This window comes from Enterobacter sp. UNJFSC 003 (assembly GCF_036903355.1).
Lineage (GTDB): Bacteria > Pseudomonadota > Gammaproteobacteria > Enterobacterales > Enterobacteriaceae > Enterobacter.
Genome location: NZ_JBAKHK010000001.1, coordinates 767,216 through 793,910, shown reverse-complemented (window position 1 = coordinate 793,910; position 26,695 = coordinate 767,216). Strand labels below are relative to the sequence as shown.

Below are 26,695 nucleotides of genomic sequence, written 5' to 3'. Positions count from 1 at the left end.
GTTGCGAAGCGCGTCACTCTTTTTTTTCGTTTTATCCGTAAAAAAACAGAGACAGCGGCTGAGCCGCTGTCTCTTTTTTAACAATAACAATACGTTATTCAGTTACGATGGTCTGAACCTGTGCAGGACCCGGGTTGTACCAGCCCCATCCGCCATAGCCATAACGATACGGATGCGGTCCCCACATCCACGGATCGATAGGCTGCGGGGGCATCATTACCTGCTGGGTAATGCGCCAGCGTTTATAGCCGGTAACCTGCATGGTCATAAATTTATAAGGCGTGTTGCCTACCTTGCCCTCAACCGCACCGCTAATGGGCCCGACAACGGTCACCAACTGTCCACGGAAGTCCACCGGATCCAGGAAGCCACTGACGTCAGCGTAGATCCGCCCTCGTGAGGCTTCACCCAGTATGGGTCGCGCGCCGCTGTCCAACGGGACCGTCGCAATTTCCAGACGGGTTTTCCCCTGCTGGTTAAACACGTCGATAACCTTGCCGCCAAAGCGTGCTTCCTGACCCACATACAGTTCAGGAGCGTTCATCACGCGAACAAGATCATCCTGTGGCGTTGGGCTGCTGCCCTTAATCGCATCAGGAACGGTTACGCACCCGCTCAGTGCTATGGCAACGACGCCAGCCATAAATAGGCGTACTACTTTAGTCTGAACCGCCATGATGCGACTCCTTTTTCTCAGTTCCTGTTACTGAGATTCACTCGCGGCCCGGAAGTTTCTTCCACGCCACCGTGTTTCGCAAATAAACTGGCTCAGCCTGTTCAACAGCAACCGTTTTACCTGCCGCAAACCGCTGGCATGCAAGGGGAAGCATATCTTCTGCGGCAGGCAGAAGCATATTGCCATCCACCAGCGTTAACCCGGCGTCATTCGCCATATCAGGCCACGCTGGCCAGCCGGTGCCGACCGTTGCCCATTCGCCGGACAGCTGTTTCAAGCGTTCGGTTACCGCGTCAGGCTTGAGCACGGCTTCGGTCTCTTCGCCATGCCATACGCCGTTTTCGTCGCGGGTATATTCGGCCCAGTAAACTTCGCCCATGCGAGCATCAATGGCAGCCAGCACGCGTGTCGCACCGGTCATTCGCCATGCGCCCTGCGCCATGGTTGCCAGAGTAGAAACACCGATCATCGGTAACTCAGCGCCCAGCGCCAGGCCCTGCGCAATGCCGATGCCAATACGTACGCCCGTAAAGCTGCCGGGGCCACGGCCATAGGCCAGCGCGTCGAGATCGGTCAGGGAGGTGTTGCCCTCGGTCAAAATGTCTTTTACCAGGGGCAGAATGCGTTGGGTGTGTTCCCGCGGGCACTCTTCGAAATGAGCAGAGATAGTACCGTCGTTCCACAGGGCAACAGAACACGCCTCTGTAGCAGTATCAATAGCCAGAATTCGCATCAGTCTTCGCGCTCTCGCAATGGTCAGTCACAAAATGGCGCGCATCTTAGCACACTCCAGGACAAATTACTGCGCCGTTGGGTTTGCCAGGAAACGCACTGCCCGTTTAATGTCCCGCGTACGCGGCGCGGGTGGAAGGCTTGCCAGGAAGGTCGCACCGTAGGGCCGCATCACCAGCCGGTTGTCACAGATGACCAGCACGCCGCGGTCGGTGACGTCACGGATCAAGCGCCCCACTCCCTGCTTGAGCGTAATGACCGCTTCCGGCAGTTGGACCTCGTCGAAGGGATCGCCACCACGCAGACGGCAGTCTTCCATCCGCGCTTTCAGCAGCGGATCGTCTGGAGAGGTAAACGGCAGTTTATCGATAATCACCAGAGAGAGCGCATCGCCGCGCACATCCACCCCTTCCCAGAAGCTGCTGGTTGCGACCAGCAGGGCGTTACCAGCAGTGACAAACTGCTGTAAGAGCTGCCCTTTACTGGTTTCGCCTTGCAGCAGAACCGGCAACGTCATGGTGGCGCGGAACTGTTCTGCCAGATCGCGCATCATGGCGTGGGAGGTGCAGAGCATAAAGCATCGGCCGTTGTTCGCCTCAATCATCGGTTTGAGCATGGCGGCAAGATGGCGCGCCGCACCCGGTTGATTCGGCAGCGGCAAATTACGCGGCACGCACAGCAACGCTTGTTTTTCATAATCGAACGGACTCGGCAGGAGCAGCGAGTCTGCCTGCTCAATTCCCAGACGCTCGGTGAAGTGGTGCAGATCGTCATTAACCGACAGCGTGGCGGAGGTAAAAATCCAGCTCCCCGGTTTTTGCGCCATCACCTCTTTGAATTTATCCGCCACCGTCAGCGGCGTAAGCGCCAGCGTGAAGTGCCGCGAAGTGCATTCATACCAGTAGCTGAACCCCGGCTGGTTAATCTCTTTTAGTCTTTTTAAGCGCCCACGATAGAGCGTGGCGCGCTCAAAGGCGGCATCCAGTAGCGCAGAACGCCCCAGCGACAGCTTCGCCACGTCGTAACAAAGTTCGAGCGCATCGTCGAGCAGCAGCAGCGCGCGCTGAATATTTTTATCCGCCAGCAGTTCACGCAGATTACCGCGATAGCCCGGTTCACCGAGCTGTAAGCGGAAATCCTGCGCGCTCTGCGCCAGGCGGTCAGCACACTTCTGCAGCTGCTGGGTGTCTTTGAGTTCGGTGCGATAGGCAATGGTGAAGTCTTTCGCCAGATCCTGAAGCTGCCGGCTGGAGAGCGACTGGCCGAAATACTGGCTGGCAATATCCGGGAGCTGATGGGCTTCATCGAAAATCATCACTTCTGCTTCGGGTATGAGTTCGCCAAAACCGCTGTCTTTAACCACCATATCGGCAAGGAAAAGATGGTGGTTAACCACCACGACATCCGCGTCCATCGCGGTTTTACGCGCTTTGACGACGAAACAATCTTTATACAGCGGGCAGTCGCTGCCGAGGCAGTTATCGTTGGTGCTGGTCACCAGCGGCCAGGCGGGAGAGTCTTCCGCCACGCTCGCGCAGGTGCTGATATCACCCTCTTCGGTCTGGTTAGCCCACGCCCGCAGAACGATGACATCGCTCAGGGTCTGTACCGGCAAATCGCCACCCGCCAGCGCCTGCTGCTCCAGACGCTCAAGGCAGAGATAGTTAGAACGTCCTTTCAGCAATGCCAGGCGGCCTTTGTATTTCAGCGCCTTCGCGACCGTCGGCAAATCGCGGCTGTAGAGCTGATCCTGCAACGCTTTCGACCCGGTGGAGATAATGACTTTTTTCTTCGCACGCAGCGCCGGAGCAAGGTAAGCATAGGTTTTACCCGTGCCGGTTCCCGCCTCCACCACCAGCGGTTGAGCCTTATCGATGGCATCCGCAACGGCATGCGCCATCTGTCGCTGAGGCTCGCGCGGTTTAAAACCGGGGATCGCCAGTGCTAATTGACCTTCAGGGGAAAAATCGTCTGCCACGTTGCTCTCTCACTGTATTTTTGCACAGGGATTATGTCAGCCCATCTCGTCCTGTGCCACCCCAAATAGTGACGACGGGAGAACTCTATGGCAGTCTTGCCGCCTGAATACGCAAAATAACGAGGAAACGTTTATGACAATTGTGCGCATTGATGCCGAAGCCCGCTGGGCTGATGTGGTGATCCATAATCAGACGCTTTACTACACTGGCGTACCGGCCAATCTGGATGCAGATGCCTTCGAACAGACGGCGAACACGCTGGCGCAAATTGATGCCGTGCTGGTCAAGCAAGGCAGCGATAAGTCCCGCATTCTGGATGCGACCATTTTCCTGGCGAATAAAGAGGATTTCGCGGCGATGAACAAGGCCTGGGATGCGTGGGTGGTGGCGGGTCACGCGCCTGTACGCTGTACCGTACAGGCCACGCTGATGAAACCGGAATATAAGGTGGAGATAAAGATTATCGCGGCGGTCTAAGCCCGATTACTCTTCTTCATCTTCGTCTTCAAATCGCGCCACGATCCGCTCGCCGGTATGACTGGCGCGAATTTCCTGCGCGACAACGGTTATCGCCTCGCCGCTGCTCATGCCCTGGGTCATCAGTTCCTGAATGCGTTCTACGGCTTTCTGCTGTTGCTCGTGGCTCAGAGAAGGTAAACCTGCAAACATCGTCAACTCCTGCTAAATTATTGGCGCTAATTATTTCACGCTGCCGGTAGTATGCCACACATGAACATGCGCTTGCCCACTGTTATTACCTTACCCTGGCGTGCCGACGCCGCTGAGTTCTGGTTTGCCCGTCTGAGCCACCTTCCGTTTGCGATGCTGCTGCACTCCGGCTATGCAGATCACCCTTATAGCCGCTTTGATATTCTGGTTGCCGATCCGGTGCTGACGGTGACGTCTGGTAATTTAAAGACAACCGACGATCCGCTGGTGCGGCTTCAGGAAGCCATCGACGGGCTGGGCTTGTCTGCCGAGCCGAACCCCGATCTGCCTTTCCAGGGCGGCGCGCTGGGCCTGTTTGGCTACGATCTTGGTCGTCGTTTTGAAACATTGCCTACGCAGGCAGAAGCGGACATTTCGCTGCCGGATATGGCGGTGGGGGTGTACGACTGGGCGCTGATTGTCGATCACCACAAACGGGTTGTCTCCCTGCTCAGCCATGCGGATGTGAATGCGCGTCTGGCCTGGCTGGAGGCGCAGGCCCCCCAGGCACGGCGCGATTTCAGCCTGACCTCTGACTGGCGTTCAAATATGACCGCGCAGGAATATGCAGAAAAATTTGCACGCGTTCAGGCGTATCTGCAAAGCGGCGACTGCTATCAGGTCAATCTCGCCCAGCGTTTTCAGGCGATGTATCAGGGTGATGAATGGCAGGCATTTACCCGACTCAACGCCAGTAACCGGGCACCGTTCAGCGCATTTGTCCGGTTGGACAACGGCGCCATTCTGAGTCTTTCACCAGAACGGTTTATCCATCTCGCAGAGGGGACGATTCAGACGCGCCCCATCAAGGGTACGCTTCCGCGCCTGACCGATCCTCTCGCCGATCGCCAGCAGGCGGAAAGGCTGGCCGCGTCGCCGAAAGATCGCGCTGAAAACCTGATGATTGTGGATTTGATGCGTAACGATATCGGTCGGGTGGCCGTGCCGGGCAGCGTTCGCGTCCCTGAACTTTTCGTCGTTGAGCCTTTCCCGGCGGTACATCATCTGGTCAGTACCATTACCGCGCAATTGCCCGCGTCCCGTACCGCCTGCGATCTACTGCGCGCCGCGTTTCCGGGAGGATCCATCACCGGGGCGCCAAAAGTCCGGGCGATGGAAATTATTGATGAACTGGAACCTCACCGCCGCAACGCCTGGTGCGGCAGCATTGGCTACATCAGCCTTTGCGGCACGCTGGATACCAGCATTACCATTCGCACGCTGACCGCCTGTGAAGGCACGATTTATTGCTCGGCGGGCGGCGGTATCGTGGCCGATAGCGACGTTCAGGCGGAATATCAGGAAACTTTTGATAAAGTTAATCGTATTCTGCAACAACTGGAGAACTAACGGGTGGAGAAAGAGAACCTGACGCTGGATGATTTTCTGTCGCGCTTTCAGCTTTTGCGCCCGCAGGTCAATCGCGAGGCGCTGAATCACCGTCAGGCGGCGGTGTTGATCCCGGTGGTTCGTCGTGAACAGCCGGGTTTGCTACTTACGCAGCGTTCACCCCATATGCGTAAACATGCCGGTCAGGTCGCTTTTCCGGGCGGTGCGGTCGACAGTACGGATGCCTCCCTGATTGCCGCCGCGCTGCGGGAGGCGCACGAAGAAGTGGCTATTCCGCCCGAGGCCGTTGAGATAATTGGCGTTCTGCCCCCGGTCGACAGCGTGACCGGTTTCCAGGTCACTCCGGTGGTCGGTATTATCCCGCCTAACCTGCGGTATCACGCCAGCATTGATGAAGTCTCTGCGGTGTTCGAAATGCCGCTGGAAGAAGCCCTTCGTCTGAGTCGTTATCACCCGCTGGATATTCAGCGTCGGGGACATGATCATCGGGTCTGGCTTTCGTGGTATCAGCATTATTTTGTCTGGGGCATGACGGCGGGGATTATTCGCGAACTGGCGCTGCAAATCGGCCTGAAACCTTGACTATACTTTACATTCCGACCTCTTTTTCCTGGTTTGCGATCCGCGTCGCGCTATTAGCAAAACCATCGTCAACTATTAGTTTAATTCATGTGAATAGTTAAGCCGAGGTCGGTGTTCCCTCTTACACTATGCGCAGTTATAACATCGTTACTGGAACCCCGGTAACCCTGTCAGGAGTGTGAAAGTGATTAGTATATTCGACATGTTCAAAGTGGGGATTGGTCCTTCTTCTTCCCACACTGTAGGGCCGATGAAGGCCGGTAAACAGTTCGTCGATGATCTGGTCGAAAAAGGATTACTGGAAAGCGTTACCCGCGTTGCCGTGGATGTTTACGGTTCGCTGTCATTAACGGGTAAAGGCCACCACACCGATATCGCCATTATTATGGGTCTGGCAGGTAACATGCCGGACACTGTTGATATTGATGCCATTCCGGCATTTATCCGCGACGTAGAAACACGCGGTCGCCTGCTGCTGGCTAACGGCCAGCATGAAGTTGATTTCCCGCAGGATGACGGCATGCGTTTTCGCAGCGACAACCTGCCGCTGCACGAAAATGGCATGACCATCCATGCGTACAACGGCGAAAAAGAAATTTACAGCAACACCTGGTATTCCATTGGCGGTGGTTTCATCGTTGATGAAGCGCACTTTGGTAAAGAGAGCGTAGGCGACGTAAACGTGCCGTATCCGTTCAAATCGGCTGCCGAAATGCTGGGTTTTTGCAAAGAGACCGGCCTGTCGCTTTCCGGCATGGTCATGCAGAACGAACTGGCGCTGCACAGCAAAAAAGAGATTGAAGACTATTTTGCAAACGTATGGCAAACCATGCAGGCCTGCATCGATCGCGGAATCAACACCGAAGGCGTATTGCCCGGGCCACTGCGCGTGCCGCGTCGTGCCTCTGCGCTGCGTCGTATGCTGGTGACAACCGACAAATTTTCCAACGACCCAATGAACGTGATCGACTGGGTGAACATGTTTGCGCTGGCGGTTAACGAAGAGAACGCCGCGGGTGGCCGCGTTGTGACGGCCCCAACCAACGGCGCATGCGGGATTGTTCCTGCGGTATTGGCCTATTACGACCACTTTATTGAACCCGTCACGCCGGATATCTATATCCGTTACTTCCTGGCGTCAGGTGCAATCGGTGCGCTGTACAAAATGAACGCCTCGATCTCTGGCGCAGAAGTGGGCTGTCAGGGTGAAGTGGGCGTGGCCTGTTCCATGGCGGCGGCTGGCCTCGCGGAACTGCTGGGTGCAAGTCCTGAGCAGGTGTGTGTTGCTGCGGAAATTGGCATGGAGCACAACCTCGGTCTGACCTGCGATCCGGTTGCCGGCCAGGTGCAAGTTCCGTGCATTGAGCGTAACGCTATCGCCTCGGTAAAAGCGATCAACGCCTCCCGTATGGCGATGCGCCGTACCAGTGAGCCGCGCGTTTCGCTGGATAAGGTCATTGAAACCATGTACGAAACGGGCAAGGACATGAATGCGAAGTACCGTGAGACTTCCCGCGGTGGCCTGGCCATTAAGGTGCAGTGCGACTAATACTTCCGCTCGCCCATCTGCAACGGATGGGCGAAATTTCTCCTTACGTCTCGTATCCTTATGCATTCCCCACTACACTTTCCCTGTTGCGTCCAGCTTTTGTGGCTGGTGGCCTAACGGGCGAGCGTTCATGCAAAATGCACAAACGATCATTAAAGACTATCGCCGAAAACGCGTTATCGTCTGTGTGACGGTTGCGCTCCTTACGCTCATCCTGACGTTGGGTATTCGCTTTATTTCGCAGCGTAATGTAAATCAGGAACGGATCCTCGATTTCACCACGCATACCATCCGCTCCCTTGATAACGTCTTGCTCTCCCTGGAAAATCGGCGGGAAACGCTGCAAGCCCTTGTCGGGCAATCTTGCCAGCAAGCTCATCTGGCTTTGCGAAAGCAGGCCGCCATTCTGCAAACCGTCCGTTCAATTGCGTTGATCAAAGACGGGATTCTCTTTTGCTCAAGCATCTTCGGCAACCGCAATGTTCCGTTGCGCACGTTACAGCCCCTGTTGCCAGCCCGGGAACCAAAGCTCATTTTATCGACAGACCAGTCGCTTTTAAAAGGCAGTCCGATACTGATTCAATGGTATCCCACCAACGAAAACGGTGAAGATGGGGTGATGGAGGTAGTGAACATCGACCTCATTACAAAGATGATCCTGGAACCGCAGCGACCGCTGATTACCGATGTCGTTCTGACGGTGGGCGACCGTGCTCTGCGTTACGGTAAGCTGGTTACGGAGACGCTCGTGCAAGATGATAGCGATACGCAGCTTGTGCTGGGATCGACGCGCTATCCCTTCAGCATCACCGTCAGAGGGCCTGGTCCTGGCGAAATGGCGTTGAAAAACCTGCCGACCCAACTGCCCCTGGCGCTGATGCTCAGTATGCTGGTGGGATATATTGCCTGGCTGGCAACCGCCCGTCGTATGAGCTTCACCTGGGAGATCAACGTGGGGATCGCGGCGCGTGAATTTGAGCTTTTCTGCCAGCCGCTGATGAATGCCCGCACCCAGGAATGCGTAGGCGTAGAGATTCTGCTGCGCTGGAATAATCCGCGTCAGGGTTGGATCTCACCCGAGGTTTTTATTCCTCTGGCGGAAGAACATAACCTTATCATTCCCCTGACCCGGTACGTCATTGCCGAAACCGTTCGTCAGATTGACTATTTCCCCGCATCTAAGGGGTTCCAGATAGGGATTAACGTGGCCGCCAGCCATTTTCGCCGCGCCATTTTGCTGCAGGATCTCAACCGCGCCTGGTTCAGCACGGGTCCGGTTCAGCAGTTGGTGGTTGAGCTGACGGAGCGCGATAACCTGCTGGATGTGGATTACCGCATCGTTCGTGAACTGCATCGTAAAGGGGTGAAGCTGGCTATTGATGATTTTGGTACCGGCAACAGTTCGCTTTCCTGGCTCGAAAAGCTGCATCCGGATGTGCTGAAAATTGATAAATCGTTCACCGCCGCGATCGGGACAGATGCCGTCAATTCAACGGTAACCGATATTATTATTGCGCTAGGCCAGCGGCTGAACATTGAACTGGTTGCGGAAGGTGTCGAAACAGAAGAGCAGTCGCGGTATTTACGCCGCCACGGCGTGCATATATTGCAGGGCTTTTACTATGCCCACCCCATGCCGCTGCGGGAATTTCCAAAATGGCTGGCGGGGAGCTCTCCCCCGCCAGCGCACCATAATGGACACATCGTGCCCTTGATGCCGTTACGTTAGCAACGCTTATTCGTCTTCGTCATGTGCAGATTGCTCTTTAACAATACGCACCATATCCACGCGATAGTCGTTGGCTTCAACGATCGTGATGTGCAGCGGGGGTAATTCAATAATGTCGCCGACGCGCGGGATTTGTCCGTTAACGGCGATAACCAGCCCCGCAACGGTGGCAATGTCTTCTTCATCATTAATGATGTTTTCCAAACCCAGCGTGTGCGAGAGCGCGTGCAGGTCAGTGGCGCCTTTGACCAGCCAGCCGTCACCGTCGGCAACGATCTCCGGCGTTTCATCCGCATCCGGGAACTCACCGGCAATCGCTTCAAGCACGTCCAGCGGCGTCACAAGACCCTGAACAACACCAAACTCGTTGGTAACGATAACAAAGCTACCGCGAGCGCGGCGCAGCACGCCAAGCAAGTTGATGGGATCCAGCGTTTCCGGAACCACAATAGCCGGCGATGCCGCCGCAATGGCCTCAACGTTAACGCCCTCTTCCAACGCCACCAGCATCTCTTTCGCACGCACTACGCCGATGATTTCATCCAGCTCCCCGCGGCACACCGGGAATAGGCTGTGTGGCGACGAGAGCAGCTGCTGACGAATTTCGTCTACGCTCAGGTTGGCATCGACCCAGCTGATTTCACCGCGTGGGGTCATGATCCCACGCAGCGAACGGGAGGCCAGGGAGAGCACGCCGTTAATCATATAGCGTTCTTCTTCTACGAACGCCCCTTCCGGTACCGGAACCGGGTTACGGTTCTCGTTATCAGACTGGACGTTCACCTGACGGCGACCGCCCATCAGGCGCAGAATGGCATCTGCCGTACGGGCGCGCAGCGGCTGAGTAGACTGCTGTTTAATAAAGTTATGGCGCGCAATCTGGTTAAACAGTTCGATCAGGATCGAGAAGCCAATCGCAGCGTACAGGTAGCCTTTTGGTATATGGAAGCCAAAGCCTTCCGCCACCAGGCTAAGTCCAATCATCAACAGGAAGCTAAGGCACAGCACCACGACCGTCGGATGTTGGTTTACAAAGCGCGTGAGCGGCTTAGAGGCCAATAACATCACCGCCATCGCAATGACGACAGCCGCCATCATCACCGGCAGATGGTTCACCATACCCACCGCGGTAATCACCGCATCCAGGGAAAAGACCGCATCAAGCACGACAATTTGCAGTACTACAACCCAGAAGCTGGCATAGCCCTTTCCGTGACCGTCATCATGCTGTCTGTTTTCAAGCCGTTCATGGAGTTCTGTCGTGGCTTTAAAGAGCAAGAAGATCCCCCCGACCAGCATGATCAAATCACGGCCGGAGAAGGTGTAATCCATAACCGAAAACAGCGGTTTGGTCAGGGTGACCATCCACGAAATGACGGACAGCAGGCCAAGTCGCATAATCAACGCCAGCGAGAGGCCGATAAGACGGGCTTTGTCGCGCTGTTTTGGCGGCAATTTATCCGCAAGAATGGCAATAAACACCAGGTTATCAATGCCGAGAACAATCTCCAGCACGACCAGCGTGAGTAATCCCACCCAGATTGACGGGTCCATTAAGAATTCCATGACAAGCTCCTGCTAAAGGAATGACGAAACGGTGCCCCACTCAACGTGGACAAATCAAAGGAAGACAGAGTCGATGCATGGCGAGGATCGCCGGTGATAAAGGCGCAGAATGGCCCTGAAGGTGACTGACGTCGGTGACGGTCCATATAGTGGGCTGTAGCCCTATACTCCTGAACAATTAAACGGAGGCTAAACATATCAGAGACAACGGGTTTTACGCAAAGATTTACGTTCCTTTGCAAAATCTGGATAAGACTTAATTTTTGTTGAGTAATTTCTCTATTGCGAAAGCTAAATTACGGATCTTCATCACATAAATTATTTTTTCACTGTCTAAAATAATTCCCGGAAGTCTTAGTTTATTTAACTCTAACCCTTATCTGAATCGATTCGGTTCGCCAATACGATTCTCAATACGGCTGCCTGGCAGACGTATCAATGATAATAAAAGGAGGTAGCAAGTGACCATTGCTATTGTCATAGGCACACATGGTTGGGCTGCAGAACAGCTACTCAAAACGGCAGAGATGCTGTTGGGCGAGCAGGAAAACGTCGGCTGGATCGATTTCGTTCCCGGTGAAAACGCCGAGACGCTGATTGAGAAATACACCGCTCAGCTTGAGAAGCTGGATACCAGCAAAGGCGTGCTGTTTCTCGTTGATACATGGGGAGGCAGCCCATTCAATGCTGCCAGCCGCATTGTCGTCGATAAAGAGCATTATGAAGTTGTCGCCGGGGTAAATATCCCAATGTTGGTGGAAACCTTCATGGCGCGCGACGATAACCCGAGTTTTGATGAGCTGGTCGCGCTGGCGGTTGAAACCGGTCGTGAAGGCGTTAAAGCGCTCAAGGCACAGCCGGTTGAGAAGCCTGCTCCTGTTGCAGCGGCGCCTAAAGCAGCGGCACCCGCGAAGGCAATGGGCCCGAACGATTACATGGTTATCGGCCTCGCGCGTATCGATGACCGTCTGATCCACGGCCAGGTGGCAACTCGCTGGACCAAAGAGACGAACGTCAAACGTATCATCGTCGTCAGCGACGAAGTTGCCGCCGACACCGTGCGTAAAACCCTTTTGACCCAGGTTGCTCCTCCGGGCGTTACCGCGCACGTGGTGGATGTCGCCAAAATGATCCGCGTGTATAACAACCCGAAATATGCCGGTGAGCGCGTAATGCTGCTGTTCACTAATCCGACAGACGTCGAGCGCATTGTTGAAGGCGGCGTGAAGATCACCTCCGTTAACATTGGTGGTATGGCTTTCCGTCAGGGTAAAACGCAGGTCAACAACGCGATTTCGGTTGATGAAAAAGATATCGAGGCATTCAACAAGCTGAATGCGCGCGGTATTGAGCTGGAGGCCCGTAAGGTTTCCACCGATCAGAAACTGAAAATGATGGATTTGATCGGCAAAGTTGGGAAATAAGCCCGCGCCGGTTTTCACATAAAGTTTATGTAATAGGAGAAGTGCAATGGAGATTACCACTCTTCAGATTGTGCTGGTGTTCGTCGTCGCATGTATTGCGGGTATGGAATCCGTACTTGATGAATTTCAGTTCCACCGTCCGTTGGTGGCCTGTACGCTGATTGGTGCCGTTCTTGGTGATATGAAAACCGGTATCATCATCGGTGGTACCCTGGAAATGATCGCCCTGGGATGGATGAACATCGGGGCGGCGGTTGCGCCAGATGCCGCGCTGGCATCCATCATTTCAACCGTTCTGGTTATTGCTGGTCACCAAAGCATCGGTGCAGGTATCGCCCTGGCAATCCCGCTGGCAGCGGCAGGCCAGGTACTGACCATCATCGTTCGTACGATTACCGTTGCCTTCCAGCACGCAGCCGATAAGGCGGCGGAAAACGGTAACCTGACGGCGCTATCCTGGATCCACGTCTCGTCCCTGTTCCTGCAGGCGATGCGTATCGCGATCCCGGCGGTTATCGTTGCGATCTCTGTCGGTACCAGCGAAGTTCAAAGCATGCTGAATGCCATTCCAGAAGTAGTGACCGGCGGTCTGAACATCGCAGGCGGCATGATCGTCGTCGTGGGTTATGCGATGGTCATCAACATGATGCGCGCAGGCTACCTGATGCCGTTCTTCTACCTCGGCTTCGTTACCGCGGCATTCACCAATTTCAACCTGGTTGCTCTGGGTGTGATTGGTGCGGTCATGGCGATTCTCTACATCCAGCTCAGCCCGAAATATAACCGCGTTGCGGGTGCCCCAGCACAGGCGGCTGGTACTAACGATCTCGATAACGAACTGGACTAGCAGGTGAGCGACATGGTTGATATGACAAAAACTACCACTGAGAAAAAACTCACTCCGGGTGACATTCGTGGCGTGTTCATTCGTTCTAACCTGTTTCAGGGTTCATGGAACTTCGAACGTATGCAGGCGCTGGGCTTCTGTTTCTCCATGGTTCCGGCAATCAAACGCCTGTACCCGGAAAACAACGAAGCACGCCGTCAGGCGATAAAGCGCCACCTGGAATTCTTCAACACCCATCCTTATGTCGCCGCGCCGGTTCTGGGCGTGACTCTGGCGATGGAAGAACAGCGTGCAAACGGCGCAGAAATTGACGATGGTGCCATCAACGGTATCAAAGTCGGTTTGATGGGTCCGCTGGCAGGCGTAGGTGACCCGATCTTCTGGGGTACAGTTCGTCCGGTATTTGCGGCATTAGGTGCCGGTATCGCGATGAGCGGCAGCCTGCTCGGTCCCCTGCTGTTCTTCATCCTGTTTAACGCAGTCCGTCTGCTGACCCGTTACTACGGCGTGGCGTATGGCTACCGTAAAGGTGTGGACATCGTTAAGGACATGGGCGGCGGCTTCCTGCAGAAGTTGACAGAGGGGGCGTCAATCCTCGGTCTGTTTGTTATGGGGGCATTGGTTAACAAGTGGACGCACGTGAACATCCCGCTGGTGGTGTCAACCATCACTGGCCAGGATGGACAAACTCGCGTTACCACCGTGCAGACCATCCTGGACCAGCTAATGCCGGGCCTGGTGCCGCTGCTGTTGACCTTCGCCTGCATGTGGCTGCTGCGTAAGAAAGTGAACCCGCTGTGGATCATCGTTGGCTTCTTCGTCATCGGTATTGCGGGTTATGCCGTCGGCCTGCTGGGCCTGTAAGAACGTACGTTATACGCCGGGGGCTTGCCCCCGGCTTTTTTATCTGGAGGATGAATGACTGTCACGGACATCGTACTGGTTTTGTTTATTGCTGCCCTTTTGGCTTACGCCATCTATGACGAATTCATCATGCCCCGCCGCCACGGTGAGACCCTGCTCTCCCTTCCCCTCCTACGACGCGGAAGCGTTGATGCCTTTATCTTCGCCGGTCTTATCGTCATCCTTATTTACAATAACGTGACCAGCCATGGTGCAATATTAACCACATGGTTATTATGTGCGCTGGCATTAATGGCGATTTATCTGTTTTGGATCCGGACATCCAAGCTCATCTTTAAACGTGATGGATTTTTCTTCGCTAATGTATGGATAGAATATAACCGGATTAAAGAAATGAATTTATCTGAAGACGGCGTGCTAGTAATGCAATTAGAACAACGACGTTTGCTTATTCGCGTTAAGAATATTGACGATCTGGAAAAAATATACAAACTACTCGTTAAAGTTCAGTAAGTTAAGAGTATAGTACTGGCTATAGATTGCTTTTTTTCTGCGCAAACAATATAGCCAAAGCTATATTTCCTCGCTTCTTCCCCCACTATTTATTAACGATATATTTACGTTTAAACCTAAATGAAAATCGTTATCAACAAGTTAATAGAATAATACTTTCCTGTTGTTGTTTTATATTCTCAAAATATGTTAAGGTTGCGCCCGTCGTTGGGGAGTAGCCGATTTCCTGTTCTCAGGAAATGTACGTGTCAACATACTCGTTGAAAAACGTGGCACGTACGGATCGCGATCAGCACATCTTACGTGCGTGGCGATCAGGCGAGACCATAGATACATCAACTGCTGTTTACTGGGGGCAGTGATGTGTCATATGGATATCCCCGGTCTGGACGCTGTTATGAATATCTCCGCTACGATCCTTCTCGCTTTTGGCATGTCCATGGACGCTTTTGCGGCCTCCATCGGTAAAGGCGCCACGCTCCACAAACCCAAATTTTCCGAAGCGCTCCGCGTGGGCCTCATTTTCGGTGCGATCGAAACCTTGACGCCGCTTGTCGGTTGGGGTCTTGGTATGCTGGCCAGCCAGTTTGTGCTGGAGTGGAACCACTGGATTGCGTTTGTACTGCTGGTATTCCTCGGCGGACGAATGGTGATTGAGGGTTTGCGCGGTAATTCCGATGAAGATGATGCGCCGCAGCATCGTCACGGTTTTTGGCTGCTGGTCACTACAGCTATTGCAACCAGCCTTGATGCCATGGCCGTCGGTGTCGGTCTGGCTTTCCTTCAGGTCAATATTATTGCTACCGCGTTGGCTATTGGCTGTGCCACGTTGATTATGTCGACGCTGGGAATGATGGTGGGGCGCTTTATCGGTCCGCTGCTGGGCAAACGGGCCGAGATCCTGGGCGGTATCGTATTAATTGGTATTGGTGCCCAAATTCTCTGGGCACATTTCGCCGGTTAATCTTCGCGCTGCCAGCCATGGATACTGAAATCCGTCTGGCAGCGAAATTCTGCCTGCTGCTCTAACGTTTCCCATACTTCTGGTTTTGCCCGCCACGCAAAAGGGGTCATTTGCAGCAAAGCGACCGCCTCATTTCCCTTCAGGGACATATCATAGCCCACAGACTGTTCCTGCCTGAGCGTAAAGCCGGCAAGCTTTTCAGAATGGGGAGCATGTAAACGCACTTCGTCGTAGATAAGCCCTTTCAGTTCCATCAGATGTCGTGGGCCGGGCGTGACGGTAATGACCCATCCACCGGGTTTCACCACGCGGGCCAGCTCCTCTGCCTTGCAGGGCGCATAGATACGCACCACGGCATCCATGCTGTCGTCATCGAACGGCAGCCTGTGGCTGGATGCCACGCAAAACGTCACCGCAAAGTAGCGCTTTGCCGCCGCGCGAATCGCGGCCTTTGACACATCCAGACCGAATGTTTCTGCGCCCTTCTCACCCGCCACGCCTGCGAAAGTTGCGGTGTAGTACCCCTCACCACAGCCGATATCCAGTAAAGCGGAGGCATTATCAGGCAAATTTTCAGCCAACATCTGGGCCACGGTATCTCTGAGAGGCTGATAATGCCCGGCATCCAGAAACGCACGGCGCGCCTGCATCATCTCTGCACTGTCGCCCGGATCGCGAGAGCGCTTATGCTGTACCGGAAGAAGATTCACATACCCTTCTTTTGCCCTATCAAACTGATGCCCCTGAGGGCAGGCAAAACGATTATCAGAACGCGTTAACCGCGCGTGGCAAAGGGGACAACTGAAGGACATGGTAACTCCGGCGCATAAATCAAAGGGCGAAGTTTACCGCTATTCGCCCTGGTTACATACCCTAAATAATGCGAGCTGCATGACGGGTTTTAACGCCTGAGTTACCGCATAACGATGAGGTGCTCAGAATCAGCGGCCAGGCCATCGGGCTTAACATTTTCCAGACGCAGAACGTTACCCATAATCTCGCTGAAAACGGGCGCGGAAACGGCGCCGCCATAATAAGCGCCGTTTTGGGGATCGTTGATCACCACCACCAGCGCAAAACGCGGATCGCTGGCAGGTGCCACGCCTGCGGTATAGGCGACGTATTTATCGACATACTTTCCGCTATCATCAATCTTCTTGGCCGTCCCGGTTTTAACCGCGACACGGTAATCGCGTACCGCGGCCTTAATGCCGCCGCCGCCGGGCAGGGCAACGCTTTCCATCATGTGCTCAACCTCATGGGCAATCTCTTCCGGCATGACCCGTCGACCGATGACAGGCGGATCGATGCGAGTGATCGAAAGTGGTCGCTCAAGCCCATAACTGCCAATGGTGGCATACACATGCGCCAGCTGGAGCGGTGTCACCATCAGGCCGTAGCCAAAAGCAAACGTCGCCCTGTCGAGCTGACTCCAAAATTTTCGCTGCGGCAACAAACCCGAGCTCTCTCCCGTCAAGCCCAGCCCGGTATTGGTGCCAAAGCCAAAGTTACGGTAGGTGTCGATGAGATGTTGAATTGGCATAGCGAGTGAAAGTCGGGAGACGCCGGTATCGCTCGATTTTTGCAGGATCCCGGTCATAGACAGTTCTGGATAGTAACCGACATCACGAATACGGTGCCCATCAAGCATATATGGGCGCGTGTCAATTACGCTATCCGGCTTTACCAACCCTTGCTGGAGAGCCGTCATGAGTACGAGCGGCTTAACGGTAGAGCCCGGTTCGAAGGTATCGCTAATAGCGCGGTTGCGAAAATCGTTTATTGTCGCCCCTTCACGATTGTTAGGGTTATAGTTTGGGAAACTCGCCATCGCGAGAATTTCCCCCGTCTGAATATTAATGAGAACAGATGCCCCCGACTCGGCTTTATTCCAGGCGACGGCATTATCGAGCGCATCCTCAGTGATGGTTTGCAGGCGTTCATCAATACTCAACTGGATGTTATGTGCAGGCACGGGGGAAATTTCAGTCAGGTTCTCCACCACGCGTCCATAGCGGTCTTCCCTCACCTGACGTACACCGGGCTTCCCCATCAGCTGGGCGTTAAAGCTTTTCTCGACCCCTTCTATCCCCTGACCATCAATATTGGTAAAACCGATGAGGTTAGCCGCTACATGGCCCGCAGGATAAAAACGGCGCGACTCATCGCGCAGATTGATCCCCGGCAAATTCAGTTTGTCGATCCACTGTGCCTGGGCAGGATCAACCTGACGGGCAAGGTAAATAAACCGCCCCTGCGGATTGCTATTAATGCGCGCCGATAGCGTGTTGAGGGAGAGATGCAAAGCATTGGCCAACGCCTGCCAGCGATCGTCAAACCCGACGCCACCTTTGGCCAGAACCGTTTTGGGATCGGCCCAAACGGCGCGGACAGGCACACTCACTGCCAGCGGGCGTCCCTCCCGATCAACAATCATCCCTCGCGGCGCATCGATGGCCACTTCTCGCAGGGAGCGCATGTCTTCCTGCTTAACCAGATTGTCAGGTTTGATGATTTGCAGCCAGGCAACGCGCCCCAGTAAAAAGGCCAGACTACAAAAAATGGCAAAACACAGCAGTGCAAAACGCGCTGGGGTGAAATTACCCGCGGTCATTATCTTTTTCTTTTTCACCTGAACCCCAGGACTGTTAAACAACGCCCTGATTTAACGAGAAAAAAAGCTCTGACGGAGGGAAAACAATGCTAATAATCTCGCAGCTTTGCAACAAGTTAATAACAGGAGGGGAATTGGTAATATTTTGAAAGATAAGGGTATAAAAAAGCCCCGCGCGATGCGAGGCTTTATATCTGAGATTGAAGCGCTAAGCACTCCAGTCAGCAGTGGTTCGATCAGATAGCAGTTACGTTAACTGCAGCTGGGCCTTTCTGGCCGTCCTGAATTTCGAACTCAACGTTCTGGCCTTCAGCCAGAGTTTTGAAACCATTACCCTGGATTGCAGAGAAGTGTACGAACACGTCTTTGCTACCGTCAGCAGGAGTAATGAAACCAAAACCTTTAGACTCGTTGAACCACTTAACTTGACCTTTAATCTTTGCCATTTGCAAAATTCCTTAGAGTGTTTTCTTAGCCCGCAGGCATTAACTGAGATAAAACTGAGACATTACTGCTTGAGGCACTAATATAAGGTTCGGCAGAGAAGCGGTATTCAACGACAACGTGTTTACTCAGGACTTCTTTACTGAAAATGCCACACATAAACAGAACTGTACCTCGTTTGACCCAAAACGTGTTATCACATACAACGTTTAATATGGCAAGCCATTTTTAAACGTGTCTCGATCCGCCGCACAAATTCTCACACTCATCACCAACTGTCTGCACAATTATGCGCAATACATCTGGGTTGAATGCCCCCTCGACACGGACTCAGCAATGTTTGCACACGTGCTGTAATCTAAGACTTTTTTAACTTAGCTCAATCATTACAGTGCGTCCAGCGTGAATGAAAAGAAACTTTGATCAATGATTGAGTTAGAACTTTTTGTGAAAAGTTATGCTGAAATCATTGAAACGCACCGGCAAGGTTATGCTGAATATATCACGTGAATTAACACGTCATTACTGTATTAAAAATCAGCAATTAATAAAGTGTGTTATGCACCAAAATAATGAAATTTTTATGACGTTGCTTCAAAAGAAGGCAAGCAAAACGTTTCGATAAAAATAAAACAATCTTTAGAGGGTTTTTCGACAGAATATATGCAACATATCGGTGAGACGTAAGATGGGATAAATATTCACCAATTTTCAGTACACTGAAAGTACTATTAACCACTGCTACATTATCTGACATCCAGGTTAAGGGCCGGAACATGCCGTGACCGATCATGGTGCAAAGGACAAAGAGGGAAAGGCGTGTTACAGCAGCAAAGCGAAGGTGTGTGATGCTTTAGGGAGGGGTCATACCAGGGATTTTCCAGACCACAGCCACCTCCCGAGAAAACCAGATTACCGTTCCGCCACCAGGCGGATAAAATCATCTTCGTCTTCTTTATCTTCTACCACTGCTTCTTTCGGCGCGTCTTTCTGTTCAGGCTCATTCGCTTCACACAAACGGCGTAACAACGCATTCTGACGCTTCTGCTGATCGAGCAGAGCTTCCAACAGTTCGATTTGCTCGTTAGTACGAGAACTGGCGCGGTTAACGAAAAACCAGATCGCCAGCCCCACAACCAGTATTACCAAAGAGATCATCAGGGATGCCACATTCAGCAGCCCAGAACTCAGTAACTCACCCATTTCACCACCTCAATAAAAACGTCCATTTTACCACTGGCGCGAAGGAAGGAAATGACCTTGAGAAAAAATGCCTGTTACCACGGGATAAACTTATTGATTGAGCAAACGCCGCTAAAAAACTGTACATCCTGATCGCACATCACATTGATAGTCTGCGTCCACAAAACGACGCACGCGATCAGCACGATAACCAGAATTACCCAGCGTATTTTTTTCACTGCACACTCCGTCTTAATACCTGATACAACCAGGTTATCACGCTAATCTTAAACAAGGGCTAACTGTAACCCCATCAGACCCTTTTCAGAATCATGCACTTGTTTCATAGAGTAAACCGTTTACCCTTAACGCATGACAACAAAGAGAAAGAGGCAATGATGCACGCAATCATTCGAACAATTATTGCACTGGCCGTTTTATGGATTGGCCTACTTCTAACCGGATACGGCGTGCTTGTGGGAAGCACCGAAAATGCAGCAGGATTAGGTATCCAGTGTAAATATATGACCGCCCAGGGAATGAGTACCGCACAGTACCTGCATTCTGACAGCGGGATCATTGGGTTAAGCAACTGCCCGGTGCTACGTAAAACGTCTGTTGTGATTGATAACGGCGAATAGTACCGTTAACACTGATAAAAAACGCCGCAACAAGTGCGGCGTTTTTTATTTCTGTCAGCGATTAAAACGGGTAATCGTTGTAACCCATCTGTTCAGAAATCTTACGTGCGGCGGTATGCAAAATAGCAACATACTCGTGGAGGCGTTCTTCAGAGAAGCGCAGGGTCGGGAAAGAGATACTCAGACCCGCAATCACAACGCCAAAGCGATCAAACACAGGTACGCCGATACAACGCAGCCCTTCTTCCTGCTCTTCGTTATCTTCGCCATAGCCCTGCTCGCGCACGGTGTCGAGTACCGATAACAGCTCATCTGTGCTGGTAATAGTGCGCTCGGTGCTGCGTTTGTATTCTACGCCTTCGAGAATTTGTTTTACTTCCTCACGATCGCGCCACGCCAGCAGCACTTTACCAATCGCGGTACTGTACAGCGGATTGCGACGACCAATGCGGGAGTACATACGCAGGTTGTACATGGAGTCGATTTTATGGATGTAAACGATGCTGTCTTCATCCAGTGCGCCAAGGTGAACTGTCTCTTTTGTCAGACGTGAAAGTTCACGCATCTGAATATCTGCGCTGCGGATCAGATCAACGTTTTGCAGCGCGCGCGCACCTAATTCGAACAGTTTCAACGTCAGAGAATATTTTTCTGACTCGCCTTCCTGTGCGACATAACCTAAGGACTTCATCGTTTGCAAAAAGCGATAAACGGTGCTTTTCGACATCATCACACGCTGTGACAACTCTGTAATACCAATTTCACGCTCTTCTCCGAGCGCCTGCAAGATGCCAAACACCTTCAGCACGGAAGAAACAGAATCTGGCTGCTTGTCCAAATCTGCAATTGCCATTTATCACCTCATGGAGAGTGTTTTATAAAAATCAGAACCGGTTTTTATTATAAATTCCCGGCATGTTCACTGCAATCACTCCACGTTTACTTCGTTACAAATCTGCGACATAAAACCGAATTAACAATGCTAAAATAGTTACCTTGAGAATAATTTCATACTGAGCCTTTCATCCTCAATGGAAAAAAATCTTCCCGATGGTCTGCCGTTACCCCAGCGGTACGGCGCTATTGCGACCATAATTATCGGTATTTCAATGGCCGTTCTCGACGGCGCCATTGCTAACGTCGCCCTACCCACGATTGCAAGCGATCTGCACGCCTCGCCGGCCAGCTCTATATGGATCGTCAATGCTTATCAGATAGCCATCGTCGTTTCGCTGCTCTCATTCTCTTTCCTGGGCGATATGTTTGGCTACCGTCGGGTTTATCAATGCGGTCTGGTGGTCTTTACCCTGACGTCGCTGTTCTGCGCCCTTTCCGGTTCACTCCATACCTTAACGCTTGCCCGTATCGCGCAGGGTTTTGGCGGTGCGGCCCTGATGAGTGTGAATACCGCATTAATTCGCTTGATATACCCGCAGCGCCAATTGGGCCGTGGAATGGGGATTAACTCATTTATTGTGGCCGTGTCGTCCGCTGCCGGTCCGACAATTGCGGCGGCCATCCTCTCTGTCGCCTCATGGCAATGGCTATTCGCTATCAACGTGCCGCTTGGTATTGTGGCCATTTTCTTTGCCCTGCGCTATTTGCCGGCGAACGGGCCAAAAAGTACAATGCCGCGCTTTGACCTTCCCAGTGCAGTGATGAACGCCCTGACGTTTGGCTTACTTATTACGGCCCTGAGCGGCTTTGCTCAGGGACAGTCGCTCATGCTGACCGGCGCGGAACTCACAGCCATGGTAGTGATTGGCTTTTTCTTTGTCCGCCGCCAGCTCGCTTTACCCGTGCCTTTGTTGCCGGTCGATCTGCTACGTATCCCCCTGTTTTCACTTTCCATTTGCACCTCTATCTGCTCATTCTGTGCGCAGATGTTGGCGCTGGTCTCCCTGCCCTTTTTTCTGCAGAGCGTGATTGGCCGTTCAGAAGTTGAAACCGGATTGCTGTTAACGCCGTGGCCGCTGGCGACGATGGTGATGGCGCCGCTTGCGGGTTATTTGATTGAACGCGTGCACGCCGGACTGTTGGGCGCATTGGGGCTGATTGTCATGGCGTCCGGGCTGTTTGCGCTTGCACTGCTCCCGTCCACTCCCACAGACCTGGATATTATCTGGCGCATGATCCTGTGTGGTGCGGGTTTTGGTCTGTTCCAGTCGCCGAATAATCACACCATCATTACCGCTGCGCCCCGTCACCGCAGTGGCGGCGCCAGCGGCATGTTGGGCACGGCGCGATTGCTAGGCCAAAGCACGGGAGCTGCGCTGGTTGCTTTAATGTTTAACCTTGCGGGACAAAACGGTAACAATATTGCGCTGTTAACTGCGGGAGCGCTTGCCACCATTGCCGCAGTTATTAGTGGGCTTCGCGTCACCCAACCCAGAATTCAGGCATAAAAAAGCCGGGCGGAGTATTCTCCCGCCCGGCTCATATTGTGTCCTGAACGTTACTTCAGATATTCGCCGTTACGCAGTGCTTCAATACGTTTATCCAGCGGCGGGTGCGACATAAACAGCTCGCTCAACGATTTTGATTTACCGTTGATGCAGAATGCCATCATGCTTGTCGCTTCCTGCGGTTCGTAGCTGGTTTTCAGACGCTGCAGTGCAGCAATCATCTTCTCACGCCCGACCAGTTTTGCAGAGCCAGCATCCGCATGGAACTCACGGTGGCGAGAGAACCACATCGTAATGATGCTTGCCAGAATACCGAACACCAGTTCCAGCACCATCGAAACAGCGAAATAGATCAGCGGATTACCGTTGCTCTCTTCACCTTCGTCGCGATTGCCGCCCATAAATCCTGCGGCAATCTGCGCCAGAATACGTGAAATGAAGATCACAAAGGTGTTCACGACGCCCTGAATCAGTGTCATGGTCACCATATCACCGTTCGCGATGTGGCTGATTTCGTGCGCGATAACGGCTTCGGCTTCATCACGGCTCATGTTCTGAAGCAACCCGGTGCTCACCGCAACAAGGGATGCATCACGACGTGCACCCGTAGCGAAGGCGTTGATATCCGGCGCATGGTAAATCGCCACCTGCGGCATTGCGATACCCGCCTGCTGCGATTGTTGGGCGACGGTATTCATCAGCCACCGTTCCATATCGTTACGCGGCTGCTCAATGACTTCACCACCCACTGATTTCAGCGCCATCCACTTCGACATCAGAAGCGAAATGAAAGAGCCGCCGAAACCAAACAGCAGCGCCATAATCAACAGACCCTGAACGCTGCTCGACTGAATTCCCGTCAGGCTTAGCACGAGCCCGAAAACCACCATAACCGCCAGGTTGGTGAGCAGGAAGAGCGCGATTCGCATCATAATTTTCTTTTAACCTCAGTTTAACAAAACGCACTATGCGATTACCCACATCGTATGGGTATTGTGGCTATTTTCAAGGATTCAGCGCGTGTAAGTCACCAGAAAGACACAACTTTACACAATTGGAAATCAGATTGACGGGAGGATGCAGAACTAAAAAAAACAGGCACAATTTCTTGTGCCTGTTGGGTGTTTATTTTGCCGGTGCGGGCTGCACGGCGGGCTTGTCTTTTTCCAGCGTCGCAAGGTCGAGTGCGATATGTACCGTCTCGTCCAGGTACGGATCTGGCTCCTGGTAATCTTTTGGCAGATCGTCCAGTTTCTTGAGCAGAGGCTTACCTTCGCGTTTGAAGCGATCGTTGATGCGCGCCAGACGCGTTGCGTCATCTTCGTTGTTCTCTTTTTCACGCTGAGCGTAGTTAAGAGAAACAATATTCCGTTTTTCTTTCAGGGCATTGAAGCGCGCAATGTCCTTCAGGATGTACTGGAATTCCGGATCTTTGGCAATGCGATCGTTATGCGCCTTCAACAGTTCAGGACCGAACGGCGTCATATCGCCAGACTTCACGAATGTCGCGGCATTGATGCTGTCCCACGGCAAGGCGTTGTCTTCAAACTTCTCGCCCGTTTCCGTCTCTTCCGTGCCCGTCGGCATCATAATATCTGGCGTTACGCCTTTACGCTGCGTACTGCCGCCATTCACACGGTAAAACTTCTGAATGGTGTACTGAACAGAACCCAGTGCAGGCCATTCCGGGCGCAGCATTTGATCGTAAATACGATTCAAAGAGCGGTATTGCTGAACGGTACCTTTACCAAAGGTCGGTTCACCGACGATCAGCGCGCGGCCATAGTCCTGCATTGCTGCGGCAAAGATTTCAGAGGCAGATGCACTAAAGCGATCGACCAGAACCACCAGCGGGCCTTTATAGTAGACCACGCCGTCAGTGTCGGCATCTTCACGTACTTTACCGTTGTTATCACGCACCTGGACCACAGGGCCAGACGGGATAAACAGGCCAGACAGGGAAACCGCTTCCGTCAGCGCACCGCCCCCGTTGCTGCGCAGATCGATGATCACGCTGCTAACGTTCTGTTTCTCGAGTTTCTGCAGCTGCACTTTGACATCGTCAGTCAGGCCAACATAGAAACCGGGGATATCAAGGACGCCGACCTTCTCTTTACCCACGGTTTTCACCGACATTTTCACCGCGCGATCTTCCAGTCGGATACGCTCACGCGTCAGGGTAACAATACGGGTTTTGGTGCCTTTCCCGGCAGGCAGAATTTCCAGACGAACTTTGCTGCCTTTCGGGCCTTTAATCAGCGCGACCACATCATCCAGACGCCAGCCGATCACATCAACCATGTTCTGACCGGTTTGGCCGACACCCACAATGCGATCACCTACGCTGATCGCTTTGCTTTTGGATGCTGGGCCACCCGCAACCATAGAGTTGATTACGGTGTAATCGTCGTCCATTTGCAGCACCGCGCCAATACCTTCAAGAGACAGGCTCATTTCGGTATTGAACTGTTCGGTATTACGCGGAGAGAGATAGTTGGTATGAGGATCAATCTCGTGGGCAAACGCAGTCATTGCCAATGAGAAAACATCTTCACTGTTGGTCTGCGCCAGACGACGAATAGCAAATTTGTAACGACGGTTTAGCGTCTCACGAATCTCTTTCTCGTCTTTGCCGGTCAGCTTAAGGCTAAGCTGATCGTATTTAACTTTTGCGTCCCACAGCGCGTTCAGCTCGGCTTCATCTTTCGGCCAGGGCGCTTTGCTGCGGTCCAGATTAAAGGTGTCGTTGCCGGTGAAGTCCATCGGACGTTCCAGCACCTTCAACGCATACTGGTAACGTTCAAAGCGGCGTTTTTGCGACAGGTTGTACAGATCGTAGAACAAGTCGAGTTTGCCGGAACGCAATTCGTCACCTACGTCGGATTTGCGTTTTGCGAACTGCTCGACATCGCTGGCGAGCAGAACGTTATGGCTGTAATCCAGCAAGTTCAGATAGCGATCAAAGATTTTGGCCGAAAAGGCCTGATCGAGATCGAACTGACGATAGTGCGAACGAGTAAAGCGTGACGTCACACGCTCACTCACCGTCGCGTGCTGTGTCTCTTCCTTCAGTACAGGAATCTGATCAACACGCGTGATATCGTCCACTGCGAAAGCGTGGCCTGTTATTGCAAACAGACCCGCCAGCGCGGTGAGCTTAAAAAAAGTGTTCATGCCAGGCTTGGCCTCCGTTTCAGAACAACAAGTGTTCTGCGCGTACAATCATTGACATACCAGAAGTCAGCTGTACACGAACGCCATCTTTGGTGATTTCCAGTACGGTGGCGTCCATAGCATTGTTACCCGCTTTCACCTTCAGAGACTGACCCACGCTCAATACGTTAATGTCAGAAACTGGGGTGTGGCGCGGCTCTTCGCGAGGCGCACGTGGGGCTGCTTTAGCTGCTGGTTTGTCTGCACGCGGTTTGCGATCGTTATTATCATTACGACGCGGCGCAGGGCGCGGTTTACGCTCGCGACGAGGCGCTTCTTCCTGGCCGTTTGCTGCTGCGGCTTCGCGTTTTTTCGCCTGCTGCTCAGCACGCTGTGCCTGAACGCGCGCTTTGGCTTCTTCCAGCTGCTTACGCGCATGCTCAACGTGCTGCTCGTCAAGCTCACCACAAGGGTTGCCGTCGAGATCCACACGCGTCGCGCCCGCTTTGATACCGTACAGGTAGCGCCAGCTCGAAGTATAAAGACGTAAGGCAGAACGCAGCTGAGTTTTGCTGAGGTTCATTTCCCCTTCAACACGTGCCACCAAATCCTGAAAAATACCGACTTTCAGGGGACGAGCTTCACCTTCAGCGCTGAAGCACTGTGGGAAACGCTCGGCCAGAAATGCGATAACTTCTTTACTGCTATTCAACTTAGGTTGATTTTCCATGAAATTTCCTGATTACAACGGACGTTGCCAACTAGCGCAGGCA

The 26,695-nt window shown here is 52.9% G+C and carries 26 protein-coding genes, 1 pseudogene and 1 riboswitch; of the genes and pseudogenes, 12 read left to right on the top strand and 15 right to left on the bottom strand.

The genetic code is table 11. The annotated features are described in order from the left end of the window. Positions 1 to 94: 94 nt before the first annotated feature. The 3 genes from V5P19_RS03690 to V5P19_RS03680 all read right to left on the bottom strand — a co-directional run bounded on the left by V5P19_RS03690 (position 95) and on the right by V5P19_RS03680 (position 3,386). Positions 95 to 676, bottom strand: coding sequence for a Slp family lipoprotein (locus tag V5P19_RS03690; RefSeq protein ID WP_334400226.1), 582 nt, complete (start codon positions 674 to 676; stop codon positions 95 to 97). Between the two features lie 37 nt (positions 677 to 713). After that, the gene (tsaB, locus tag V5P19_RS03685) at positions 714 to 1,409 is read right to left on the bottom strand and encodes a tRNA (adenosine(37)-N6)-threonylcarbamoyltransferase complex dimerization subunit type 1 TsaB (RefSeq protein ID WP_334400224.1); all 696 of its coding nucleotides are present in this window, start codon (positions 1,407 to 1,409) and stop codon (positions 714 to 716) included. Between the two features lie 66 nt (positions 1,410 to 1,475). Continuing rightward, positions 1,476 to 3,386, bottom strand: a complete 1,911-nt coding sequence (locus V5P19_RS03680) for an ATP-dependent DNA helicase (protein ID WP_334400222.1) — start codon at positions 3,384 to 3,386, stop codon at positions 1,476 to 1,478. A gap of 133 nt (positions 3,387 to 3,519) precedes the next feature. Between V5P19_RS03680 and V5P19_RS03675 the strand changes: the two genes are divergently transcribed. Further along, the gene (locus V5P19_RS03675; protein WP_334400220.1) at positions 3,520 to 3,864 is read left to right on the top strand and encodes a RidA family protein; all 345 of its coding nucleotides are present in this window, start codon (positions 3,520 to 3,522) and stop codon (positions 3,862 to 3,864) included. A 6-nt stretch (positions 3,865 to 3,870) separates the two neighbouring features. On the opposite strand, the gene V5P19_RS03670 is transcribed toward V5P19_RS03675, so the two are convergent. Then, positions 3,871 to 4,056 (bottom strand): YoaH family protein, encoded by a 186-nt coding sequence (locus tag V5P19_RS03670; RefSeq protein WP_182061461.1) that lies wholly within the window; start codon positions 4,054 to 4,056, stop codon positions 3,871 to 3,873. Positions 4,057 to 4,116: 60 nt separating this feature from the next. Between V5P19_RS03670 and pabB the strand changes: the two genes are divergently transcribed. From pabB to V5P19_RS03650, 4 genes are all read left to right on the top strand, one after another. Then, the gene (gene pabB / locus V5P19_RS03665) at positions 4,117 to 5,445 is read left to right on the top strand and encodes an aminodeoxychorismate synthase component 1 (RefSeq protein ID WP_334400217.1); all 1,329 of its coding nucleotides are present in this window, start codon (positions 4,117 to 4,119) and stop codon (positions 5,443 to 5,445) included. Positions 5,446 to 5,448: 3 nt separating this feature from the next. Beyond that, a complete protein-coding gene (locus V5P19_RS03660) occupies positions 5,449 to 6,027 on the top strand; it encodes a CoA pyrophosphatase (protein ID WP_334400215.1) in 579 nt (192 codons plus the stop codon). 184 nt (positions 6,028 to 6,211) lie between these two features. Then, complete coding sequence (gene sdaA, locus V5P19_RS03655) at positions 6,212 to 7,576, top strand: L-serine ammonia-lyase (RefSeq protein WP_334400213.1); 1,365 nt, start codon at positions 6,212 to 6,214, stop codon at positions 7,574 to 7,576. A 130-nt stretch (positions 7,577 to 7,706) separates the two neighbouring features. After that, positions 7,707 to 9,305 carry an EAL domain-containing protein gene (locus V5P19_RS03650; RefSeq protein WP_334400211.1) on the top strand — a complete coding sequence of 533 codons (1,599 nt, stop codon included), beginning with the start codon at positions 7,707 to 7,709 and terminating at the stop codon, positions 9,303 to 9,305. 6 nt (positions 9,306 to 9,311) lie between these two features. Here V5P19_RS03650 and yoaE read toward each other — a convergent pair whose 3' ends face one another. Beyond that, a complete protein-coding gene (yoaE, locus tag V5P19_RS03645; RefSeq protein WP_334400210.1) occupies positions 9,312 to 10,871 on the bottom strand; it encodes a CNNM family cation transport protein YoaE in 1,560 nt (519 codons plus the stop codon). A 461-nt stretch (positions 10,872 to 11,332) separates the two neighbouring features. On the opposite strand from yoaE, the gene manX reads away from it, so the two are divergent. The 5 genes from manX (at position 11,333) to mntP (ending at position 15,483) form a co-directional block, all read left to right on the top strand. Further along, a complete protein-coding gene (gene manX / locus V5P19_RS03640; RefSeq protein WP_334400208.1) occupies positions 11,333 to 12,295 on the top strand; it encodes a PTS mannose transporter subunit IIAB in 963 nt (320 codons plus the stop codon). Between the two features lie 46 nt (positions 12,296 to 12,341). Beyond that, positions 12,342 to 13,142: a PTS mannose/fructose/sorbose transporter subunit IIC gene (locus tag V5P19_RS03635; RefSeq protein WP_334400206.1), complete on the top strand. Its 801-nt coding sequence runs from the start codon at positions 12,342 to 12,344 to the stop codon at positions 13,140 to 13,142. Positions 13,143 to 13,154: 12 nt separating this feature from the next. Then, positions 13,155 to 14,006, top strand: coding sequence for a PTS mannose transporter subunit IID (locus V5P19_RS03630; protein WP_006810994.1), 852 nt, complete (start codon positions 13,155 to 13,157; stop codon positions 14,004 to 14,006). A 54-nt stretch (positions 14,007 to 14,060) separates the two neighbouring features. Further along, positions 14,061 to 14,519 carry a DUF986 family protein gene (locus tag V5P19_RS03625; protein ID WP_334400204.1) on the top strand — a complete coding sequence of 153 codons (459 nt, stop codon included), beginning with the start codon at positions 14,061 to 14,063 and terminating at the stop codon, positions 14,517 to 14,519. Between the two features lie 197 nt (positions 14,520 to 14,716). Beyond that, a riboswitch (yybP-ykoY riboswitch) is annotated at positions 14,717 to 14,906 on the top strand. 10 nt (positions 14,907 to 14,916) lie between these two features. Then, a complete protein-coding gene (gene mntP, locus V5P19_RS03620; RefSeq protein WP_334400202.1) occupies positions 14,917 to 15,483 on the top strand; it encodes a manganese efflux pump MntP in 567 nt (188 codons plus the stop codon). Here mntP and rlmA read toward each other — a convergent pair. The 6 genes and pseudogenes from rlmA to mgrB all read right to left on the bottom strand — a co-directional run bounded on the left by rlmA (position 15,480) and on the right by mgrB (position 19,962). Continuing rightward, complete coding sequence (gene rlmA, locus V5P19_RS03615; RefSeq protein WP_334400200.1) at positions 15,480 to 16,295, bottom strand: 23S rRNA (guanine(745)-N(1))-methyltransferase; 816 nt, start codon at positions 16,293 to 16,295, stop codon at positions 15,480 to 15,482. The genes mntP and rlmA overlap by 4 nt on opposite strands. 101 nt (positions 16,296 to 16,396) lie before the next feature. Further along, positions 16,397 to 18,115 (bottom strand): peptidoglycan glycosyltransferase FtsI, encoded by a 1,719-nt coding sequence (gene ftsI / locus V5P19_RS03610; protein WP_334400198.1) that lies wholly within the window; start codon positions 18,113 to 18,115, stop codon positions 16,397 to 16,399. A gap of 218 nt (positions 18,116 to 18,333) precedes the next feature. Further along, entirely contained in the window at positions 18,334 to 18,543 is a 210-nt protein-coding gene (cspE, locus tag V5P19_RS03605) for a transcription antiterminator/RNA stability regulator CspE (RefSeq protein ID WP_001062678.1), read from the bottom strand. A gap of 12 nt (positions 18,544 to 18,555) precedes the next feature. Beyond that, a pseudogene (locus tag V5P19_RS03600) lies at positions 18,556 to 18,700 on the bottom strand (DUF2627 domain-containing protein). Between the two features lie 753 nt (positions 18,701 to 19,453). Continuing rightward, positions 19,454 to 19,744 carry a YebO family protein gene (locus tag V5P19_RS03595; protein ID WP_334400196.1) on the bottom strand — a complete coding sequence of 97 codons (291 nt, stop codon included), beginning with the start codon at positions 19,742 to 19,744 and terminating at the stop codon, positions 19,454 to 19,456. Between the two features lie 74 nt (positions 19,745 to 19,818). Continuing rightward, positions 19,819 to 19,962 (bottom strand): PhoP/PhoQ regulator MgrB, encoded by a 144-nt coding sequence (gene mgrB, locus V5P19_RS03590; protein ID WP_334400195.1) that lies wholly within the window; start codon positions 19,960 to 19,962, stop codon positions 19,819 to 19,821. A 159-nt stretch (positions 19,963 to 20,121) separates the two neighbouring features. On the opposite strand from mgrB, the gene V5P19_RS03585 reads away from it, so the two are divergent. Next, positions 20,122 to 20,364: a YobH family protein gene (locus tag V5P19_RS03585; RefSeq protein WP_334401138.1), complete on the top strand. Its 243-nt coding sequence runs from the start codon at positions 20,122 to 20,124 to the stop codon at positions 20,362 to 20,364. 61 nt (positions 20,365 to 20,425) lie between these two features. Here the strand turns inward: V5P19_RS03585 and kdgR are convergent, their stop codons facing one another. Then, the gene (kdgR, locus tag V5P19_RS03580; protein ID WP_334400193.1) at positions 20,426 to 21,217 is read right to left on the bottom strand and encodes a DNA-binding transcriptional regulator KdgR; all 792 of its coding nucleotides are present in this window, start codon (positions 21,215 to 21,217) and stop codon (positions 20,426 to 20,428) included. A 178-nt stretch (positions 21,218 to 21,395) separates the two neighbouring features. Here kdgR and V5P19_RS03575 point away from each other — a divergent pair, with 178 nt between their 5' ends. After that, on the top strand, positions 21,396 to 22,769 hold the full coding sequence (locus V5P19_RS03575) for an MFS transporter (RefSeq protein WP_334400191.1): 1,374 nt from the start codon (positions 21,396 to 21,398) through the stop codon (positions 22,767 to 22,769). A 50-nt stretch (positions 22,770 to 22,819) separates the two neighbouring features. Here the strand turns inward: V5P19_RS03575 and htpX are convergent, their stop codons facing one another. The 3 genes from htpX to proQ all read right to left on the bottom strand — a co-directional run bounded on the left by htpX (position 22,820) and on the right by proQ (position 26,652). Beyond that, the gene (htpX, locus tag V5P19_RS03570; RefSeq protein ID WP_334400189.1) at positions 22,820 to 23,701 is read right to left on the bottom strand and encodes a protease HtpX; all 882 of its coding nucleotides are present in this window, start codon (positions 23,699 to 23,701) and stop codon (positions 22,820 to 22,822) included. Positions 23,702 to 23,894: 193 nt separating this feature from the next. Further along, complete coding sequence (gene prc, locus V5P19_RS03565; RefSeq protein WP_334400187.1) at positions 23,895 to 25,943, bottom strand: carboxy terminal-processing peptidase; 2,049 nt, start codon at positions 25,941 to 25,943, stop codon at positions 23,895 to 23,897. A 19-nt stretch (positions 25,944 to 25,962) separates the two neighbouring features. After that, complete coding sequence (gene proQ / locus V5P19_RS03560; protein ID WP_334400185.1) at positions 25,963 to 26,652, bottom strand: RNA chaperone ProQ; 690 nt, start codon at positions 26,650 to 26,652, stop codon at positions 25,963 to 25,965. Positions 26,653 to 26,695 lie beyond the last annotated feature (43 nt).

Coding starts and splice junctions, on each gene's coding strand:
- V5P19_RS03690 (WP_334400226.1), bottom strand. CDS start 676: ATGGCGGTTCAGACTAAAGTAGTACGCCTATTTATGGCTGGCGTCGTT.
- tsaB (WP_334400224.1), bottom strand. CDS start 1,409: ATGCGAATTCTGGCTATTGATACTGCTACAGAGGCGTGTTCTGTTGCC.
- V5P19_RS03675 (WP_334400220.1), top strand. CDS start 3,520: ATGACAATTGTGCGCATTGATGCCGAAGCCCGCTGGGCTGATGTGGTG.
- V5P19_RS03670 (WP_182061461.1), bottom strand. CDS start 4,056: ATGTTTGCAGGTTTACCTTCTCTGAGCCACGAGCAACAGCAGAAAGCC.
- pabB (WP_334400217.1), top strand. CDS start 4,117: ATGAACATGCGCTTGCCCACTGTTATTACCTTACCCTGGCGTGCCGAC.
- V5P19_RS03650 (WP_334400211.1), top strand. CDS start 7,707: ATGCAAAATGCACAAACGATCATTAAAGACTATCGCCGAAAACGCGTT.
- yoaE (WP_334400210.1), bottom strand. CDS start 10,871: ATGGAATTCTTAATGGACCCGTCAATCTGGGTGGGATTACTCACGCTG.
- V5P19_RS03635 (WP_334400206.1), top strand. CDS start 12,342: ATGGAGATTACCACTCTTCAGATTGTGCTGGTGTTCGTCGTCGCATGT.
- V5P19_RS03630 (WP_006810994.1), top strand. CDS start 13,155: ATGGTTGATATGACAAAAACTACCACTGAGAAAAAACTCACTCCGGGT.
- V5P19_RS03625 (WP_334400204.1), top strand. CDS start 14,061: ATGACTGTCACGGACATCGTACTGGTTTTGTTTATTGCTGCCCTTTTG.
- mntP (WP_334400202.1), top strand. CDS start 14,917: ATGAATATCTCCGCTACGATCCTTCTCGCTTTTGGCATGTCCATGGAC.
- rlmA (WP_334400200.1), bottom strand. CDS start 16,295: ATGTCCTTCAGTTGTCCCCTTTGCCACGCGCGGTTAACGCGTTCTGAT.
- cspE (WP_001062678.1), bottom strand. CDS start 18,543: ATGGCAAAGATTAAAGGTCAAGTTAAGTGGTTCAACGAGTCTAAAGGT.
- V5P19_RS03595 (WP_334400196.1), bottom strand. CDS start 19,744: ATGGGTGAGTTACTGAGTTCTGGGCTGCTGAATGTGGCATCCCTGATG.
- V5P19_RS03585 (WP_334401138.1), top strand. CDS start 20,122: ATGCACGCAATCATTCGAACAATTATTGCACTGGCCGTTTTATGGATT.
- kdgR (WP_334400193.1), bottom strand. CDS start 21,217: ATGGCAATTGCAGATTTGGACAAGCAGCCAGATTCTGTTTCTTCCGTG.
- V5P19_RS03575 (WP_334400191.1), top strand. CDS start 21,396: ATGGAAAAAAATCTTCCCGATGGTCTGCCGTTACCCCAGCGGTACGGC.
- htpX (WP_334400189.1), bottom strand. CDS start 23,701: ATGATGCGAATCGCGCTCTTCCTGCTCACCAACCTGGCGGTTATGGTG.
- prc (WP_334400187.1), bottom strand. CDS start 25,943: ATGAACACTTTTTTTAAGCTCACCGCGCTGGCGGGTCTGTTTGCAATA.
- proQ (WP_334400185.1), bottom strand. CDS start 26,652: ATGGAAAATCAACCTAAGTTGAATAGCAGTAAAGAAGTTATCGCATTT.